Source organism: Halonotius sp. GCM10025705 (assembly GCF_042662885.1).
In the GTDB taxonomy this organism is placed as follows: Archaea; Halobacteriota; Halobacteria; order Halobacteriales; family Haloferacaceae; genus Halonotius; species Halonotius aquaticus.
The window spans coordinates 1,993,605-2,011,514 of the sequence record NZ_JBHSZD010000001.1 but is presented as its reverse complement, the minus strand read 5'-3'; the positions used below and the strand labels follow the sequence as shown (position 1 = coordinate 2,011,514).

The 17,910-nt window shown below is 59.9% G+C and carries 22 protein-coding genes and 1 pseudogene; 13 read left to right on the top strand and 10 right to left on the bottom strand.

Going from position 1 to position 17,910, the window contains the following annotated elements; all coding sequences use genetic code 11:
- Nucleotides 1–5: 5 nt before the first annotated feature.
- Complete coding sequence (locus tag ACFQJB_RS11245) at nucleotides 6–416, top strand: PIN domain-containing protein (RefSeq protein WP_379728036.1); 411 nt, start codon at nucleotides 6–8, stop codon at nucleotides 414–416.
- 28 nt (nucleotides 417–444) lie between these two features.
- Here the strand turns inward: ACFQJB_RS11245 and ACFQJB_RS11240 are convergent, their stop codons facing one another.
- The gene (locus ACFQJB_RS11240; protein WP_379727332.1) at nucleotides 445–672 is read right to left on the bottom strand and encodes an antitoxin VapB family protein; all 228 of its coding nucleotides are present in this window, start codon (nucleotides 670–672) and stop codon (nucleotides 445–447) included.
- Between the two features lie 170 nt (nucleotides 673–842).
- On the opposite strand from ACFQJB_RS11240, the gene ACFQJB_RS11235 reads away from it, so the two are divergent.
- The 6 genes from ACFQJB_RS11235 to hmgB all read left to right on the top strand — a co-directional run bounded on the left by ACFQJB_RS11235 (nucleotide 843) and on the right by hmgB (nucleotide 5,146).
- On the top strand, nucleotides 843–1,154 hold the full coding sequence (locus ACFQJB_RS11235) for an AbrB/MazE/SpoVT family DNA-binding domain-containing protein (protein ID WP_379727329.1): 312 nt from the start codon (nucleotides 843–845) through the stop codon (nucleotides 1,152–1,154).
- Nucleotides 1,147–1,575, top strand: coding sequence for a PIN domain-containing protein (locus ACFQJB_RS11230; RefSeq protein ID WP_379727326.1), 429 nt, complete (start codon nucleotides 1,147–1,149; stop codon nucleotides 1,573–1,575). Before ACFQJB_RS11235 ends, ACFQJB_RS11230 begins: the two co-directional genes overlap by 8 nt.
- 37 nt (nucleotides 1,576–1,612) lie before the next feature.
- Entirely contained in the window at nucleotides 1,613–2,182 is a 570-nt protein-coding gene (locus tag ACFQJB_RS11225) for an HIT family protein (protein WP_379727323.1), read from the top strand.
- 68 nt (nucleotides 2,183–2,250) lie between these two features.
- Nucleotides 2,251–3,093, top strand: a complete 843-nt coding sequence (locus ACFQJB_RS11220; RefSeq protein WP_379727320.1) for a TatD family hydrolase — start codon at nucleotides 2,251–2,253, stop codon at nucleotides 3,091–3,093.
- A 50-nt stretch (nucleotides 3,094–3,143) separates the two neighbouring features.
- Nucleotides 3,144–3,734, top strand: a complete 591-nt coding sequence (locus ACFQJB_RS11215; RefSeq protein WP_379727316.1) for a DUF2150 family protein — start codon at nucleotides 3,144–3,146, stop codon at nucleotides 3,732–3,734.
- A 71-nt stretch (nucleotides 3,735–3,805) separates the two neighbouring features.
- Nucleotides 3,806–5,146 (top strand): hydroxymethylglutaryl-CoA synthase, encoded by a 1,341-nt coding sequence (gene hmgB, locus ACFQJB_RS11210; RefSeq protein ID WP_379727313.1) that lies wholly within the window; start codon nucleotides 3,806–3,808, stop codon nucleotides 5,144–5,146.
- Between the two features lie 22 nt (nucleotides 5,147–5,168).
- On the opposite strand, the gene ACFQJB_RS11205 is transcribed toward hmgB, so the two are convergent.
- From ACFQJB_RS11205 to fer, 3 genes are all read right to left on the bottom strand, one after another.
- Nucleotides 5,169–5,681 carry a hypothetical protein gene (locus ACFQJB_RS11205; RefSeq protein ID WP_379727310.1) on the bottom strand — a complete coding sequence of 171 codons (513 nt, stop codon included), beginning with the start codon at nucleotides 5,679–5,681 and terminating at the stop codon, nucleotides 5,169–5,171.
- Nucleotides 5,682–5,984 (bottom strand): hypothetical protein, encoded by a 303-nt coding sequence (locus tag ACFQJB_RS11200; RefSeq protein WP_379727307.1) that lies wholly within the window; start codon nucleotides 5,982–5,984, stop codon nucleotides 5,682–5,684. It abuts the gene before it with no gap.
- 232 nt (nucleotides 5,985–6,216) lie between these two features.
- The gene (gene fer, locus ACFQJB_RS11195; RefSeq protein ID WP_379727304.1) at nucleotides 6,217–6,606 is read right to left on the bottom strand and encodes a ferredoxin Fer; all 390 of its coding nucleotides are present in this window, start codon (nucleotides 6,604–6,606) and stop codon (nucleotides 6,217–6,219) included.
- Between the two features lie 158 nt (nucleotides 6,607–6,764).
- Here fer and ACFQJB_RS11190 point away from each other — a divergent pair, with 158 nt between their 5' ends.
- Complete coding sequence (locus ACFQJB_RS11190; RefSeq protein WP_120103651.1) at nucleotides 6,765–7,634, top strand: CheF family chemotaxis protein; 870 nt, start codon at nucleotides 6,765–6,767, stop codon at nucleotides 7,632–7,634.
- 53 nt (nucleotides 7,635–7,687) lie between these two features.
- On the opposite strand, the gene ACFQJB_RS11185 is transcribed toward ACFQJB_RS11190, so the two are convergent.
- The 6 genes and pseudogenes from ACFQJB_RS11185 to cheB form a co-directional block, all read right to left on the bottom strand.
- Nucleotides 7,688–8,551, bottom strand: coding sequence for a CheF family chemotaxis protein (locus ACFQJB_RS11185; protein ID WP_379727301.1), 864 nt, complete (start codon nucleotides 8,549–8,551; stop codon nucleotides 7,688–7,690).
- Nucleotides 8,552–8,623: 72 nt separating this feature from the next.
- Nucleotides 8,624–9,169 carry a HEAT repeat domain-containing protein gene (locus tag ACFQJB_RS11180; protein WP_379727298.1) on the bottom strand — a complete coding sequence of 182 codons (546 nt, stop codon included), beginning with the start codon at nucleotides 9,167–9,169 and terminating at the stop codon, nucleotides 8,624–8,626.
- Nucleotides 9,142–9,489, bottom strand: coding sequence for a HEAT repeat domain-containing protein (locus ACFQJB_RS11175; RefSeq protein ID WP_379727295.1), 348 nt, complete (start codon nucleotides 9,487–9,489; stop codon nucleotides 9,142–9,144). Before ACFQJB_RS11175 ends, ACFQJB_RS11180 begins: the two co-directional genes overlap by 28 nt.
- A 358-nt stretch (nucleotides 9,490–9,847) precedes the next feature.
- A pseudogene (locus ACFQJB_RS11170) lies at nucleotides 9,848–10,648 on the bottom strand (CheR family methyltransferase); the annotation flags it as partial.
- On the bottom strand, nucleotides 10,645–12,954 hold the full coding sequence (locus ACFQJB_RS11165) for an ATP-binding protein (RefSeq protein WP_379727292.1): 2,310 nt from the start codon (nucleotides 12,952–12,954) through the stop codon (nucleotides 10,645–10,647). The pseudogene ACFQJB_RS11170 and the gene ACFQJB_RS11165, both read right to left, overlap by 4 nt.
- Nucleotides 12,951–13,973, bottom strand: coding sequence for a chemotaxis-specific protein-glutamate methyltransferase CheB (gene cheB / locus ACFQJB_RS11160; RefSeq protein WP_379728034.1), 1,023 nt, complete (start codon nucleotides 13,971–13,973; stop codon nucleotides 12,951–12,953). The genes ACFQJB_RS11165 and cheB overlap by 4 nt, the downstream gene beginning before the upstream one ends.
- A gap of 245 nt (nucleotides 13,974–14,218) precedes the next feature.
- On the opposite strand from cheB, the gene ACFQJB_RS11155 reads away from it, so the two are divergent.
- The 5 genes from ACFQJB_RS11155 (at nucleotide 14,219) to ACFQJB_RS11135 (ending at nucleotide 17,882) form a co-directional block, all read left to right on the top strand.
- Complete coding sequence (locus ACFQJB_RS11155; protein ID WP_379727290.1) at nucleotides 14,219–14,680, top strand: chemotaxis protein CheW; 462 nt, start codon at nucleotides 14,219–14,221, stop codon at nucleotides 14,678–14,680.
- A gap of 208 nt (nucleotides 14,681–14,888) precedes the next feature.
- Entirely contained in the window at nucleotides 14,889–15,509 is a 621-nt protein-coding gene (locus tag ACFQJB_RS11150; RefSeq protein WP_120103644.1) for a DUF7504 family protein, read from the top strand.
- Between the two features lie 244 nt (nucleotides 15,510–15,753).
- Nucleotides 15,754–16,074: a DUF5783 family protein gene (locus ACFQJB_RS11145; protein ID WP_379727287.1), complete on the top strand. Its 321-nt coding sequence runs from the start codon at nucleotides 15,754–15,756 to the stop codon at nucleotides 16,072–16,074.
- 156 nt (nucleotides 16,075–16,230) lie between these two features.
- Nucleotides 16,231–16,590 (top strand): NifU family protein, encoded by a 360-nt coding sequence (locus tag ACFQJB_RS11140; protein ID WP_379727284.1) that lies wholly within the window; start codon nucleotides 16,231–16,233, stop codon nucleotides 16,588–16,590.
- Between the two features lie 281 nt (nucleotides 16,591–16,871).
- Nucleotides 16,872–17,882, top strand: coding sequence for an NADP-dependent oxidoreductase (locus tag ACFQJB_RS11135; RefSeq protein WP_379727280.1), 1,011 nt, complete (start codon nucleotides 16,872–16,874; stop codon nucleotides 17,880–17,882).
- The last annotated feature ends 28 nt before the right edge of the window (nucleotides 17,883–17,910 follow it).

Sequence of the window (17,910 nt, the reverse complement as noted above, 5' to 3'; positions counted from 1 at the left end):
GATCCCTGATCGCGTCGTCTTCGACGCCGAACCGTTGGTCGCACACGCCGACGCGGAAACTCGGAAGCGAGGTTGTTGAAGACTATCTCGACGCCGTTGCTGCTGACGATACAACGGGCTATGTCAGCTACGTCACGCTCACCGAGATTCGGTACATCCTCTCGCAGAAATACGACCGTGGGACTGCCGACGAGTACATCGACTGGCTCACTGATCTCGGTATCGAATCGGTCGGTATCGACGACATCTGGCAGGAAACTGCTGATCACGTTCTTTCGTCTAACCCAGCACTTGGCGATGCGTTCGCGTTGGCGACGGCTGACCAGCGTGACGCGACTTTGCTCGTCGGGGCAGATGACGATTACGACGCTGTTGACGACGTATCGATCACACGATTCCGGAATGAAGCCGGCTAGTCACGTTCACCTTTGTTAGATTAGCTGATCAAGCAGTTTCATCGGTGATCCGTTCGACCGTCCCGCGGCTCAGCGATTCGATTTCATCGTTGACGTGGTCGGCCGTCTCGGTATCGAACATTTGCTGGCCTGAAATCTCGGCAAGTGTCCCACTGCTGTCGAGTTTCGCTTCGATGACCTCGCTGAAACTCCTGTCACCCTTCTCTCGTTTCAGACGACGATACACCTCGTCGCTGACGGTGATATTCTTGCTCATATGCTATGAGTGGGCACCCGCACTCAAAAAATGGCTTGCAGGAGTAACTACCTGAGCGGCACCGGTATCAGTAAACTATCGTACAAAATATTGATACCTCAATCGACTTCTGGCAGTATTTCACCAGTATACTTACGTACAAGAAGATAGATGTATTATGTAGAAAAAGTATGAGTAAATCAGAATCAGAACAAGTCGTCTCCGTCTCGGCACGAGGGCAGGCGACCATCCCGAAGGAGTTCCGGGACGCCCTCGGCATCAAGACACCGGGGCGAGTGAAATTCGTTCGCACTGAGAGTGGTGATGTCGTCGTGCGACCGATCCAGTCCGTGACAGACTTACGCGGTATACTGGCGGGTCAAACTGACGGCGAGGGCCGATCGGCAACAGAACAGTTACGCGCCGAACGGCAACGAGACAAGACTGCCGAGACTGACCTCCGAGATCGCTACGTCACTGAGAAGAACGACGAAGATGAGTGACACACAATCTGTCCCCGAAACGGTCGTCTTCGATGCTGAGCCGCTGATCGCCTATTTTTCGGATGAACCGGGAAGCGATACGGTCGAACAGTATCTCACAGCTGTCGAAGGTGCAACTACTGGATATATCTCTGCTGTCAACGCTGCCGAACTTCACTATATTGTTCGGGGGAATGCAGGGCTGGAACGCGCAGAGACAGTTATGGAAGTCCTGGAGGAAAGCGGTATCCAACGGATCAGCACCGACGAATTATGGCGGAAGGCAGCCGATTTTAAATTCGGGTATTCGCTCGCCCTCGGAGACGCATTCGCTCTCGCCGCGGCGGCAGTCGTCAATGGCACGCTGTTGGTCGGTGCCGACGATGACTTTGCCAATGTTACCGACCTACCGATCACACGGTTCCGCACCGACGCGGCGTGACAGCAGAACCTAACACCCCACACCCATACCCCTCCGTATGGAGCAGATCTTCGCCCCCTGGCGGATCGACTGGGTTGAACGCGACCCCGATGAAAAGACGATCGACGGCTGTCCGTTCTGCGTCCTCCCCGAACACGACGCCGACCGCGAGAGCCGGATCGTCGCCCGCAGCGAGCGCAGCTTCGCGCTGCTCAACAACTACCCCTACAATCCGGGCCATCTCATGATTATCCCACACCGGCACGTCGGCGAGTACGCCGCCCTCACCCGCGCCGAACTGCTGGATCACGCTCGGCTCAAACAGGTCGCTATCGACGCACTCCACGACGGCCTCGAACCTGACGGGCTCAACATGGGGATGAACTGCGGCGAGGGCGCTGGGGGCTCTATCGGCGACCACCTCCACACCCATATCGTGCCACGCTGGGAGGGCGACACCAACTTCATGCCCGTCATCGGTGAGACGAACGTCATCGTTGAAGCCGTCGATGACACCTACGAGCGACTCCACGAGGGATTCGCTGCTCAGCCCGGAGCCATCGTCGAGGATACGGAGACAGCGGTCGCATTCGAATTTGATCTCGCGGTCGACGACGACACCGCGTAGCGATATCGTCGCAGCCCGTCAACCGCCAAGACCAGCCGATTTTTGCCCGTCGCTGCCAACGCACCGCTATGGAAGCGGAGACGCCGGTGCTCGACAACCACATGCATCTCGATCCCGACGCCGCCCGCGGGATGGACGCCGTCGATGACTTCGTCCAGTTGGGCGGCACCCACTTGCTTGTCGTCAACAAACCCTCGTGGCATCTCGGCGTCGAATCGACCGATCCCGAGGATTTCCGCTCGATTTTCGAGACCACCATCGACATCGTCGCTGCCGCAACCGAGCGGTTGCCGGGCCGAGCGTGGCCGGTTCTCGGTGTGCATCCGGGGCTGATCAGCCGGCTCATCGAGGATCGTGGCTGCTCGCCAGCCGAAGCCCGAGAGTGCATGCAGGGCGTCCTCGATATCGCCGCCGCGTACGTTGAACGGGGTGACGCACTCGCGCTGAAATCTGGGCGACCACACTACGAGGTCGATGATGCCGTCTGGGCGGCCTCAAACGACGTGATGAAACACGCCTTCGAGCTTGGGGCTGATCTCGACTGTGTCGTCCAGCTCCACACTGAGGCCAGCGAGGATTTGACTGAAATCGCCGAGTGGGCCGATGATCGTGGCCTCGATCCACTCCATGTTGTCAAACATTACGCCAGCGGTCGCCTCGCAGGCCCGACACCGAGTGTGATGTGCAAGAAAGACTGGCTGGAGACCGCCGCCGAATCGGGCGACCCGTTTCTGATGGAAACCGACTACATCGACGACCCCGACCGACCGGGTGCGGTTATGGGGCCGAAAACCGTCCCCCGGCGCGTTCGGTGGCTCCGCGAACAGGGTTACGACGATGCCATCGAGACCACCCACGTCGAGACGCCGAAGCGGGTCTACGGTATTGACACCCGTCGAACGCTTGGGTAGCGCCCCAAACGAGAAGAAAGGCCTTTGAGTGCGCCCGCGGAGACACATGTATGACCGACGACGACGAGCCAGCCGAGACCTTCTATTCGGAAGACCGCTGGCAGAACTGGCTGACGCGGGTCGGCGAGGAGGATCTCGATCCCGAAAGCGAGGACTTCGCCCGGCTCTACTTCAATCTCCAAAACGACACCACAATCGCTATCGCGAAGATCATCACCGCCGTCGAGGACGGCCATCTCGACGAGGAGGAAGCCCTCGACAAACTCGAGTTCATCAACGACATCGTCCTCGCCGAACCGGAGTTCGACGCCGAGAACAAGCTCCTCTTGCTCGACAGTGTCCAGACCAGCCTCATCCCCGTTTTCTATGCCGCCGAAGAGTACCTGATCGGTGGGGCTGTCGAGGAACAGCCGCTCGATGACAACATCAGTGCGGCTGTCGACGCGGCCGCCGAGGAGGATGAGGACGCTGCCCTCGCGTACCTCGTTCAGGCCGGCACCCAGATCATCGACGGCACCGAGTTCGACGGCAGCGACATCGAGGAACTCGACTCCTGGCTCGTCTCCGAGTGGCTCAACGGGCTTGATAGCTTGCAGGACGCCTTTGCTGACCCCGAAGTTATCGAAGAAGACGAGGACTGAGCCGGCTGTTCTTCGACGATCGACGTCATTCGTATCGACACACCCATAAGCCACCTCGGGCAACCTCGCGTATGGAACCTGTCGGCATCGACGCGGTTGAGGTCTGGACCGGCAAGCTCAAACTCGATCTGCCGGAGACCTTCGCCCCACAGAAAGGCGAGGATCCGGACAAATACCGCAAGGGAATCGGCCTCGTCGGCTCCTCGTTCCCGGATCTCTACGAGGATATCGTCACCATGGGTGCCAACGCCGCCAAGCGACTCATGGATCGCAAGGGGCTCACCCCCGACGATATCGGCCGGATCGACGTCGCCACCGAGTCGGCCTTTGATAACTCCAAGCCGGTGTCAACGTACATCGCCGGCTGTCTCGAACAGTACTTCGACGGCGAGTTCCGCCACGCCAACAAGGGCGAACGGAAGTTCGCCTGCGTCGCCGGCACCCAATCCATCGACGACGCCTACAACTGGATTCGCGCGGGGCGCAACCGCGGGCGAGCGGCCCTCGTCATCGCCACCGACACCGCCCTCTACGCCCGTGGTGATCCCGGCGAAGCGACACAGGGTGCGGGCGCGGTCGCCATGCTCATCGACGAAGACCCCGATCTCGTCGAGATCTCGAACGAGCAGGGGTACGGCAGCATGGACGAAACCGACTTCCTGAAACCGAACCAGCAGTTCCCGTCGGTCGACGGTAAACGGTCGATGCAAGTGTACCTCTCGCGCATGCGCGAGGCCGTCGAGGATTTCGAATCCGTTGCGTGGGATATGCATCCCGACGATTTCGCCTACGTCCCGTTCCACACCCCGTTCCCGGGGATGGTGCGAAAGGCAGCCTTGCTTGGCTACCGGCATATGAGCCGCGACACCGAGATCGAAGACGCCCTCGCCGACGAGATCGGTCGCCAGCCACGCGAGGACGATTACGCCTCACGAGAAGCCTACGAGGAGGCGATCCGCGAGTATATGGACGCTCTCAAAGAGACCGAGCAGTACCAAGCGTGGTACGATCGCACCATCGAGCCGACGCTCAACATCTCACGGCAGGTCGGCAACTGGTACACCGGTTCGGTGCATATCGCCCGTATTGCTGCGCTCCAGTACGCCGCAGAGGAAGATCAGGAGCTTGCTGGCGAGAAGCTGCTGGTCGGGTCGTATGGCTCCGGCGCGCAAGCCGAAATCCACGCCGAAACCGTCCAGCCGAACTGGGAACAGGAGATCGCTCAACTCAACGTCGACGCCCAACTCCAGGCTCGATACGATCTCTCGTATTCGGAGTACGAACACGTACACGACAGCCACAACCACGAGAAGGGGGCTGTCGATATCGATGACTTCACCGAGCCGAGCGACGAATTCGTGTTTACCGGTTGGGGCCGGATGAACGAGCGACAGTACGAGTACATAGAGTAATCATCTCTGTACGACCCTGATTTCACTCCTCGGCAAGCAACGATCGTGCCCGTTGGACATAGCTATTCGTGCTCCAACTGCGCTCCTCGCTGATTTCCGCAAGTAGTGTCCGAGCTTCTTCGGGTGGCAGAATGTCGGTTCGAACGAGCACCGACAGGAGGGTCGGCGTTGTGATGAGTCGTGTATCAGCGAGCGATGCGTGGAGAAGTCCGATTTGGGTGAATTCATCACAGAGCAGTACGGTAGCATCGATCTCATTGGCAAGGGTCACAGCGGCGTTTTCGCCGGCATCTAACGGAAACTCCTCGTCGAGCACAACTGAGCGGGTCGTCATCGAATCGGTTTGATCGAGTACGAGTGTTGCGGCGTTTCCGTGGGTGTCCTCGTAGGCGGCGATATCCTGTAGCTCGTCGATGACGGCCGTTGGAACGACAACCTCGTACCGGGTGAGACACATCGAGAGTGGATCTGGTGGCTTGCCCGCGACGATGCCAAGACTGACAAGCCCGGACGTATCCGGCACAAGAATCGACATCTACGTTTCAGCCACCTCGTCGATAAAGTCGTCGTCTAACTGCTGTTTCAAGACGCGAAGATTCGCAGCTTCCGCCGCACCCAGCAGCGTTTGCACCTGTTTGCTGGTGATCTCATCATCGTAGTAGGCGGCTGCGATCTCTTGGACAAGCGTGTCGTCGTGGGTCGCCTCCTGGAGGTACTCTCGGAGTGCGGTCACAAGGATATCTGTTCGGTTCTCACCGAGCACATCCGCAAGCGCATCGGTGCGATCGATAAGCCGATTGGGTGCCCGAAACTGGACACGCTTCTTCTCACTACTCATTGAATATACTGTGTGTTTCTCTCGACTTGTACCTTTGCGTGTGTACACTGTGAGTTTCTAACCTGTTGCCACTCGCGCGTTGAGTAACACTGAGCAGCCTGCAATAGGTCTGAGCAGGCTCACGACTCACGGTTTCCACAACCACGTATCGTGTCGCCAGCTATAGCTACGTACTAGAAGAAAGCCACACCCTCACGCGAGGATGTGTTGAGTGCTGGACACAGTCCAGCGTTCAGATAACGCGGTTCTGGAGGTAATCGAGGTGTTTGGCGTTGTAAACGATCTTCACGTTGTCGGCGTCTGGGCTGCCGATGCAGGTGAGTCGGACGTTTTTCTCTTCGACTTCCTCATCCGAGAGGATCTGCTGCATGTCCATGTCGATGTCGCCCTCTTTGACGATGGCGGCACAGTTTGCACACGCACCAGCGCGACACGAGAAGGGCCAATCGTAGCCCTGGGCTTCGGCGGATTCGAGGATGTACTCGCCTTCGTTGACATCGAGTTCGCCGTAGTCCTCGCCGTCAAGCCCTGCGTCCTCGGCTTTCTCGAAGAGGTCGTCGTCGTCCATCTCCCAGCCGTGATCGTCGAGCACTTCGTAGTTGAGGTAGGTTACCGTTGGCATCACCCGACGGTTGGGTACCCACCGCATTAGACTTTGCTGTTCCCGCAGGTGCGGACTCCTCTCTGTCTGTGTCTCGGGTCTCTCGGCCACATGGGAACCGGTACTGTGTCATCGACAGCGCGAAACAATGAAGAGGACTGCGGAACGAACAGTAGTATATGAGCGAGGCAGTGGTGGCGGATTTCGCCGGTCGGTTCTACACCGAGAAGATGGAGACGATGGAACCGATCACCGGCCGCGTGCTCCTCAGCCGCAAACAGTTGGTGTTGGTCACCGACGACCAGGAGACGCGCATCCCGCTGTCCTCGGTTGTCGACACCAACATCGGCTCGCCACCACAGGCGTTCAAGCAGTTTTTCAACGACACCGTCACCATCGCCTACAAGAAGGACGGCCAACAGAAGGTTGCGGTCATCGAGGGAACCGGCCAAAACGTCGAGAAGTTCAAAACTGTCTTTTTCAAGGTGATCATCGGCGGTCAAACCGTGATCGTCAAACATCCGGCCAAACGCGGTGGGCGGATCACCGACGCCAGCGACCGCAAGATGAAACTCGGCCTCAAACGCGGTCAGTTGGATCTCAAAGGTAACAACGAAACGGTGACCATCGACCTCGGCGGCGTCATTGACTTCGGCCGCGAACAGCGCGATATCGGCGGTAAGACCCGGCCAACGCTGTCGGTCGATCACTCCGAGGCCGGGACGACACTGACGACGCTGATCACGCTGCCAAACGGCCGCAAACTCAACCTGCTTGGTCGGTATGTCCGGCTCGAATACAGCGACATCATGGAGGATCTCGAAGAGATCGAGGTCGGCGAAGAGGAGGTCGAAACCCTCGTCTCGCTGTACAGTGCCGGCGGCAGCGCGGAACTTGGCATGCTTGTGACCGGCGATATCAACGAGACGAAAGCCATCGTTGACAAGCTCAAAAGCAAGGAACTCGTCGAGGACGGCGATGAAGGGCTGTCGTTGACGGCAAAGGGCCAAGTGATCGTCAACAAGAAGATCGAGTCCGTCAACGCCTGACGACGACAACGCGGCTCTGGGCTGTCGGCCTATTCTTCAGAATATCCAGGTGCTTACTGCTCGTTCATCGCCTCGCTGGCGATGTTGCGGCCACGCGAGTTCAGTGTGACCTCGTGGCGGGTTCGCACCTCATCGACGATATCGAGTTCGATGAGCTTCTCGAAGGTTTCCTCGACATTGTCGACGTCTTGACCGATGAACGCTGGGATCTCGAACGGTGAGACTCCGGAGTACAGCGCCATCAACACCTCTTTTTCGGAGGGTGCGAGATCGACATTGGCCTCACTGCGGCGTTCGCCCTCCTTGAGGAACGACTGGACAAAGACACAGGTTCGTTGCGGCCCCGTGATGTGGGTCTCGACGGAGGTTTGTCCTTCGACGTGGGAGACCTGAATCACGGTTCGCTCCTCGCCGCCCATTGTCCGTTGTTCGGTGTTGATCTCGCTGATCTCCTCTAATTCGAGTTCGACAAATTTCCCGCTTTGAAGGGCGGTGGCGATCGCATCTTCCTCGACTTTCAGGCGGGCTTTCTCCCAGGAGGTATCCTGGACGACGCCACCCTCGACAGCCGGGTGTTTGGCCTTGACGATGTTTTCATCGAGTACCGCTTTGAAGAATGCTGTCTTGAACTCCTCGTGGTCGGCGGCCGACACCAGCATGACATCCTCACCGAGTTTGAGTGCCAGATAGTTCGAGGCCGCCGCGATCGACTGACTGGCGTCCTGTCGGCCCGACAAGCCGGTGATATCTGAGAGGGCGATCGTCCGCTTGCCGTCGTTGCCGGCAAGGATAAGACGGCGGTTCGACAGCAGGATCCGGCCCTGTGACCAGTCGACGTTGTTGAGCTGTCGCCCATCCTTGACCGCCATGGCGAACCGGCCTTTCGTATCCGCGATCTTGTACTCACCCTCACTCATAGGAACTCACCGCCCCACATGGGGTGTCGATCGATACATGTTGTTGTACTGTCTCGCCCCTCTGTAATATCACTATCGACCTTTGAGTTTCGAAATGGCCGAGAATGCCCGCTTGCGAACCTGTTTACTATCATCCTCAGTAAGATTTTCGACCACATCGCGGGATCGCTCGCCGCCAACCTTCCCGAGAATGAACACGCCTTGTGCACGGGCGTCGTCTGGGGCATCACTTTCGACCAGCTCCAGCAATTCGTCTTCAACCAACTCCCCGCCCATCTCCGCAAGGCTGGTCGCCGCAAACTGGGCGGTTTGGGTGTCATCGCTTTCCAGCGCATCGACGAGTACGTCGACGGTTTTCCGGTTTGGTTCGTCGACGACCCGTCCGAGGAACCACGCGGCATTACGGCGTTGGCGTTGCTGACTGCTCTCTTCGAGGATCTCGACGATCGGTTCGACAGTTGCGTCGTCGGCATCCTGGAGTTCGGTGACGATCCGCTCGCGGATCGAGTGGCTCTTTTGGGTATCAACGTTTGACAGCAACTCGATAATCGAGTAGATCGCCGCGCTTCGCACCCCTTCGTCGGGGTCGTTCAACGCCGCCGCCAGCGGCTCGACCACGTCGGCGGTGCCAGCTTCCCCAGCGCTGAGGCCGCAATTCGTCGAATCGCCGTGTTGTCGGCGTCCATCATGTTTTTCAGCGCGCCAAGAGCCTGGTCGGTGCCGATCGCCGACAGCGCGATCGCCGCCTCATGACGCACCTGGCCGTTGGGATCGGAGAGCCGATCGATCAACGCCGGCACCGCCGAGGGATGGTTGATCTCGCCGAGGGCCATACAGACCCGCTGTCTGACACGGGGATCCTCATCCGAGAGCGCGCTCTTCAGCGAGTTGATGCCGGATTCATCGCCGAGCTTGCCGAGCGCGGAGGCTGCCGCCATCCGCAACTCGGGGATGTTTGAGGAGAGGGCCTTGGCGAACCGCTTGGCGACCGCCCAGTCGGCACCCTCGTCGATCTTTTCGCCGGTGATCTCGACCAGCAGCTGTTCGACAGCCTCCGCGCCGATCTCATCGAGGCCGTCGACGGCGGCGGCCTTGACTGCGCTGACTCGTCGGTGACCGCAACCGAGACGAGCGTCTCGATGGCATCCATATCCTCTTTGGTGGCGATCTCGCCGAGGAGCTCGCAGGCGCGTTTCCGCACCGCTGGGCTGTCGCTTTCCAGCAGCATCTCTTCGAGCCCGTCGACATCACCGGATCGTGCGAGATCGTACAACGACATTGGCACCAGGGTGTGTACTGGTAGATGCGGCAGCGCTTGTTGACCGGCTCGAAATCATCCCGCAACTCCTGTGGGATGGTTTCGGTCATCCCGATGACGAGATAGCTGCCGTCCTGCATCGAGTCGGTCAGGGTGTTGAAGATCGGGATCTTGAACTCGCTGTCGATGTAGATCAAGAGGTTCCGACAGAAGACCAGATCACAGTTTCGTCGTGGCCCGTCTTGGATCAGGTCGTGGCGTTCGAACTGGATCGAATCACGGATCTCCGGTTTGACCGTGAACGTGTTGTCCTCGACATTGACGTACTTCTCCGGATCGTCAAGCAGGCTGAGCTCCTCGCCGATATCGGTCGTCCGGGTTGTCTCGTAGGTACCCGCCCGGGCGTTTTCGAGCGCCTCGTCGCTGATGTCGGTGCCGACGATGGTGAGCCGGCTGTCGTCGATCTTTCGATCATCACGGGACAGCATCGACACCGAGTACGGTTCTCGGCCGTCGGCACACGGCGCGCTCCAGACTCGCACCCGGCGATGTTCGTCGGTCAGATCGCGCAACACCGGCCGGAGAGCCTCCCACATCTCCTGGTTGCGGAAGAAGTTGGTGACGTTGATCGTCAGCGAGTCCATCAACGCCTCCTTCTCGCGGCTGTCCGACTGCAGTATCTCAAGGTAGTCGTCGTACTCCTCGACCTCCTGGCGTCGCATCCGGGCGGTGATCCGCCGGTCGAGATAGTCCGGGTTGTAGTACTCCGGCTCGAACTCGACCTCATCCTGAATATGCCGGATCACCCGGCCGAAGCCTTCGTCTTCGAACTGTCTCATAGTGTCACCACATCGAGGACAGCAACCACATCACCATCACCCAACACGGCCGTCCCGCTGAGCCCGGGGATCCCGCTGAGGACGCCCTCAAGCGGTTTGACGACGACCTCCTCTTGATCGATCACCTTGTCACAATGCAGGGCGACCTTGCGGTGTTCTTCCCGAATCCGCAACAGCATCCCGTCGCCGTTGACGCTGCTCGGTTCGTCGAGGGCGTCGCTGAGCCGGAGGATCGGATAGATCTCGTCGTCGTGGTTGATGATCTCGTCGCCTTTGGTCGTCCGGATATCGTCGGCACGGGTGACCTCGGCGATATTTTTGACCGGAATGCCGTACTCGGTGCCGCCGACCTCGACGAACATCACCTTCACGATCGCCACGGTCACCGGCAGCCGGAGGGTGACGGTCGTTCCCTCGCCGAGTTCGCTCTCGACGTTGACGGTTCCGTCAAGCTGTTTGACGGTGTTGTGAACGACATCCATCCCGACACCGCGGCCGCTCACGTCGGTGACCTCCTCGGCCGTCGAGAAGCCCGGATGGAAGACCAGATCGTAGATCTCTGATTCCTCCATCCGTTCGAGTTCGCTCTCGGTTTTGACGCCTTTCTCGATGGCCTTCTCCTTGAGCATCTCCGGATCGAGCCCCGCGCCGTCGTCGGCGACCTCGATGTTGACGTGATCGCGGTCGCGGGTCGCCGTCAGCGAGACGTTGCCGGTCGGATCCTTGCCCTTCTTTTCGCGTTCCTCCGGCGGCTCGACCCCGTGGTCGACGGCGTTGCGCAGCACGTGGATCAGGGGATCGCGGATCTCGGTGAGGATGGTGCGGTCAAGCTCGATGTCCTCGCCGGTGACGGTGAAGTTCACCTGTTTGCCCGTCTCGCGGGCCACATCCCGCACCAGCCGCGGGAAGGTGTCGACGATCTTCGACAGCGGGATCAGCCGCATGTCCATCGCCGTATCCTGGAGATTGCCGGTGATCTTATCGAGTTCGTCGAGATTGTCGGAGTCGATCCCCTCCCGTTCCATCTCTCGGCGGAGCTTGATCCGGCTCGTAACCAGCTGCTCGACGAGATTGTAGAGTTCGTCGAGTTGGTTGACATCGACTCGCACCGACTGGATGTCGGCGTCGTCGGAACCGGAGCTGCCCGGCCCTGAGCGACCACCTGAATCGGGGCTGGATCGTCCGCCCCCGCTGTCGTCGCTGCTGTCACTGCTATCGTCGGTCTCGCTGTCAGCATCGCTGTCGGTGTCGTCACTTTCGGCGGTGTCGCTTTCGTCGTCGGCTGCTGTCTCAGGTTCCGCGTCGGCGTCGTCCGATTCCGCAGCCGGCTCCGCATCGGCGTCGCCTGCTCCGTCGGCTGATTCGACCGCCTCGGCGACAGTCATCGGATCGTCAACGTTCGGCGTCACCGGGCTGACGGAGGCAAACTCCACCTTGCCCAACTCGCCGAGAATCCCTTCGATCTCGCTGGCCGAGATGTCGACAACGAAGACGTCAAAGGTTTCATCGAAGTCGCCGTCCTCGATCGTATCCTGGGCCGGATCGGTGCCGAGCCGGTCGTAGGCGTCCTCGATCTCCTGCATGATGAAGATCGCCTCGACGCCCGGCATCTCGGTGTCACCGAGGCCGATCTCCGCCCGGTAGACCGCCTCGCTTGTCTCCAACTCGGCGTCGGCGATCTCGTCTGGGAGGTCGTCGATGGCGATCGTTTCGGTCTCGTCGCCACCGGTATCAGCCGTCGGTTGCTCGGCCGCCTCGGTGGCTGTTTCGTCGGCGGTGTCGTCACCGTCGTCGTCAACCGTCTCTGCGGCCGTGTCATCGGCTGGTTCCGCGGTCGTGTCGTCGCTGGCCGCGCCGTCGGGTTCATCGGCTGTGTCGTCGGGTGCCGTCGTCCCGCTATCACCCCCGCCGTCTCCGTCGCTGACGCTGCCGGTCTCCATCTTCTCTCTGAGATCGGATTCGACGCCGCTGGCGTCGATATCCGTTTCGCCGTCCTCGGCGATATCACTGACCATCGCATCGAGATAGTCGACGGAGTCGAAGAGTAGATCCATCAGCTCGATATCGACATCGATGTTGCCCTCTCGGACTTCATCGAGCAGATCTTCCATCTCGTGGGCCAGCTCACTGACCGACTCATATCCCATCGCTGAGGCATTTCCTTTCAGCGTGTGCGCGATCCGGAAGATCGAGTCCATCGCCTCGTCGTCGTCGGGGTCGGACTCTAGATCCAGCAGCGCGTTGTTAAGCTCGGTGATACCTTCCTCGCTTTCAGCCACGAAGGCCTTGCGGTGTGCGTCACTCATTGTACCAGCTCCCTGATTGTTGTCGCAATGTCATCGATATGGCAAACCTCATCGATACAGCCCGCCTCGATCGCGCGTTTCGGCATCCCGTAGATCACACAGCTCTCCTCGTTTTGGGCGATCGTCGTCGCGCCAGCCCGCTGCATCGCACAGATGCCCTCGGCGCCATCCGAGCCCATCCCGGTGAGGATGACCCCGGTGAGCGGATCGTCGATCTGTGCGGCGACCGACGTCATCGTCTCGTCGACGGCGGGTCGCACCGAGTGGCCGCGATCCTCCTCGATCAACTCGACGCGGATCCGCCCGTTGCTGTAGCCTGTGATCCCGAGATGGCTCCCGCCGCGGGCGACGACAGCCTCGCCGGCACCGATCCGCGCGCCATCGGTTGCTTCTCGGACGGTGTACCGAGAGGCGTTATCGAGGCGGTCGGCGAACCGCTCGGTGAACGCCTCCGGCATGTGTTGGACGATGATCACCCGACAGTCGCCGCCCGGCAACTCGCTCATCACCTGCTCGACGGCGTCGGGGCCGCCGGTTGAGGAGCCGATGACGACGGTGCGTTGGTCGTCGAAGGCCTCGATCCCCGTGGCCGCCGCGCCGCCAGCACCCGGACTCGCCGGCTGGCGTTGGGTCTCGGCGGCCTGTCGGCTGGCCTGTGTGAGGTCGGCGTCGGCGACCGATCGCAGTGTCGCCACGAGTTGGTCGGCGTGTTGGGAGACGCCCATTGACACCTCGCCGCCGGGTTTCGAGAAGAAATCCACCGCGCCCTTTTCGAGGGCCTCGAAGGTGACCTCCGCGCCGTCCTCGGTGTGGGCACTCAGCATGAGCACCGGTGTCGGATGCTCGTCCATGATACGCTCGACGGCCTCGATGCCGTTCATTCGGGGCATCTCCAGATCCATCGTCACCGCATCCGGATCCTCCTCGGCGATGACCTCAAGGGCCTCAACGCCGTCTTTGGCCTCGCCGACAACGGGTACCCCGGCCTCATCGAGGAGGTCGGAGATCAGTCCACGCATAAATCGGGAGTCGTCGACGACGACCGTCCGTGGCTTACGCACCGCTGTCACCTCCGGCCCACAGCCGGCGGGGCGGCTCGTCGGTGACACCGGGCACGGCGGCTGCGCCCATCGGCCTGCGTCGGATCTCGCCCCACATTGTTGTAGGTACTACAAAAAGGGCAAGAATAAACCCACCGGCTCTCTCCGGGTGATTGATACGTTATTGGACAGAGTTAACTACCGGTACCCCGTCAATAACGCACATGTCCGAGAGTGAAGCCCAACCCGCCGATGCTGACGCCGCCACGGGCGAGGCAACCAAAGTGCTGGAGTTCGGGCTCAGCGATGAGACGTACTGTCTTGATATCGGGGTGATCGACGAGATCGTCGATGCCGGTGATCTCACCCGTATCCCGAACTCGCCGCCACACGTTGAGGGCGTCATGGATCTTCGAGGGCGGACAACCTCGATTATCAACCCGAAGACGATCTTCGATATCGAGGAAGGCGGGGCCCGCGAACGGATCATCGTCTTCGATCCCGATGCCATGGACGACCAGGCGACCGTCGCGTGGATCGTCGATGAAGTCTATCAGGTCACCGATGTCACCCCCGACGAGGTCGACGAGACGACGACCGCCGACGACGAAAACGTCCACGGCATTGTCAAAGACGAGGATCGCTTTGTCGTCTGGGTTGATCCCAACGTCGTCACCGCCGAGTAGCCGATCGGTTTCACCTGTGAGAATTTGAGGCCAATGTTTATTTGCCACTGTGAGACGTATCTATCTATGAGCGTCCCCGCCGTCTGTCACCGACCTGCTTTGCTTCTCGGGGGGACACTCTCCGCACCCTGCCGAACGGCCGGGTCTCCGTATCGACCGCTCACCACGCGCCGCGTCGCCCGGCTTGTCGGCGGCCCCGTCCGATCCAATGTCCGTAACCGAACTCCCCTTGGCTGACCGGCTCACCGATACGCCGAGTATCATCATTGCCGGGCCGCCGATGAGCGGGAAATACGAGCTCATGCATCGGATCTTTGGCGCGCGCGCCGATCGCGCGCTCGTGTTATCGACCGGCCATGACGCTCCGACCGTCCGCGAGGATTATGAGACACTCACCGGCCACGACGGCGACACGATCGGCGTTGTCGACTGTGTCAGCCGCGAGCAGGGATCGGATGTCGAGGACACGGAACTGACGAAATACATCTCCTCGCCGAAGAACCTCACCGATCTGGGCGTGAAGTTCACACAGCTGACTGAGGCGATGGCCGACGACGACCTGACAGTCGGGCTGCACTCGCTGTCCCAACTCCTGATGTACTGGGAGGCCGACCGGATCTACCAGTTCACCCGGGTGTTGCTCGGCCAGACGCAAAACGAACAGTGGCCAACGATCGCGGTGATCAACGAAACGATGCACGACGAACAGACGATTCACACGCTGCTTGATCCATTTGAGACTGTCGTCGACACCCGAACGGCCGACGACGGCCGTGAACTGCGGATTCGTGGTCGGCTCTCCTCGCCGACGCCGTGGCAACAGTTCTGATTCGCCGTTCGACTCGGCTCCGCGTCGTCGATTTCGACAGCCACGTAGCGATGCGTAGCTGAGCAGCCATTTTCTTGGTGGACGAGGGCGTCGAGGACTTTCAAGCGGTGTTGGCGGAGGAGTAGGTCACGACACAGCCGGTACTTCGGCGATCCGTCGCTATCGAATCGAATTTGATATCGCGCTATACCATTTATCGCGGCGAATCGCCCCGCTTTTTGGCCTCCTTCCGAACTACCAGCCAATGGTCGAGTTCGATCCCGAGAAGTTCGAAGACAAGTACGAACACTACTTTCCACAGCTCCAGCGGGCCTACAAGAACGCATTCAACACGATGAATGAGGCCTACGACTCGACGTTGATCCACGGCATCGATCAGCAGGTGCTCAACGAAAGCGAGCCGATATACGACCCCGACGACGGGTTTACCGTCGCGTTGCCGGAAGATCCGTACGACCGGCTGACGGGTGTCGTTGTCGACCGCGAAACCTTCGAGGAGACGCTGGATCGCTACACCAAGGAGATCGAAACTGAGCTCCGCCAACTCTTCGAGTTGACCGAGTAAGCTGTTGGTCGAGTTGTGATCGTGATGTGGGGACGGCGAACATCGTGGTCGTGACGTGAGAACCGCGAACAGTGATGGCGGACGGAAGCGGTGTGATCACACGCCTCGCTCCACCTGAACCAAAGGCCTAAGCCCGTCGCTATGTAATCAGTCGGTATGAGTACCGATTCCGCAGCGTCCGATTCTGACCTCCAAGACCGCGTGGTGAACTTCCTGCGGCGCAACTTCCCGCAGATTCAGATGCACGGCGGCAACGCCGCGATCCAGCGCCTCGACGCTGAGACCGGCGAGGTCGAGATCCAACTCGGCGGTGCCTGTTCCGGCTGTGGCATCTCGCCGATGACGATCCAGGCGATCAAAAGCCGGATGGTCAAGGAGATCCCCGAGATCAACGAGGTACACGCCAACACCGGACAAGGTGCTGAACCGGATATGGGCGAAACTGAAGGGATGAGTCCCTCCTTCCCCGGTGAAGGTGGCGACGACAGCGACGAAGGCCCGCAGGCTCCGTTCTAACGCCGATTTCGGCTGTTTTCGCTGCGTTTTCACAGACTACATGCTCGTGAGCGGTTGCTGTGAAATCGCCGGAATAAATCGTATATTGCGATACAAAATCGCTGGAGCTCGCGAATCTGCCGTTCGGGGTGGGTGAAATTCTGACTGTTCTCGTTGTGTATGGCCAGGTTATCCCATGATTTCGCTTTCAACGGCAGCGCCACTCCAACCGCAAATAAACTGCTGGCTTGTTTGGTGTGTTTAACAAGCCTATTCCGCCCGCCGCTGCGATGAAAACGTGAATGTACGCAAACCGCCAGTGGGTTCTCGCCCAGCGGCCGGCCGGTAAACCTGATCTTGATTGTTTTGAGCTCCGCGAGACCGACACTGACGCGCCAACTGATGGGGAACTCCTCGTCGAAACCCGCTATCTCTCAGTTGACCCCTACATGCGAGGTCGGATGAGCGAGCAAGAATCCTACGCAGAGCCGTGGGCGGTCGGTGAGCCACTCGAAGGCGGCATCGTCGGTGAGGTTGTCGAAACTGACAGTGATGCCTACGACATCGGCGATCTCGTCACAGGCCAAGGCACATGGGGAGAGTACAGTCTCCTCGATGCTGCTGATGTCGCCCCAGTTGACCCGTCTGTGGCACCACCTGAAGCCTACCTTGGTATCCTGGGGATGCCAGGCCGGACGGCGTATTTCGGCCTGCTTGAGGTCGGCGATCCAGCACCCGGTGACACGGTCGTCGTCTCAGGAGCTGCCGGAGCCGTCGGCTCCGTGGTCGGCCAGATTGCGAAGCTGAATGGCTGTCACGTCGTCGGCTTTGCTGGCACTGATGAGAAAACACGCTGGCTGACTGAGGATCTCGGCTTCGACGCTGCGATCAACTACAAGACCACCGACGACTATCAGGCTGCCTTAGCGGACGCCGCCCCAGATGGCGTGGATGTCTACTATGACAACGTTGGCGGCCCGATCACGGATGCGGTCTTCACGCAGTTGAATCTGGATGCAACTGTCGCTGTCTGTGGCCAGATTGCGCATTACAACGCTGAGTCGATGCCGACGGGGCCGCGAAAGCTGCCCCAGTTGATCGCCCCGCGAGCAACGGTTCAAGGACTGCTTGTCGGTGACTTTGCCACCCGGTTTGAGGTGGCGACCGAACAGCTCAGCGAGTGGGTCGCCGACGGGAAGCTCACGCATCGAGAGAGCATTGTCGAGGGGCTTTCGAACGCACCCGAGGCGTTCCTTGGACTCTTTGCTGGCGATAATATCGGCAAGCAGGTCGTGCAAGTTGCGGGTGAATAAGCACGGATCGGCCCGAACGATACGTGAT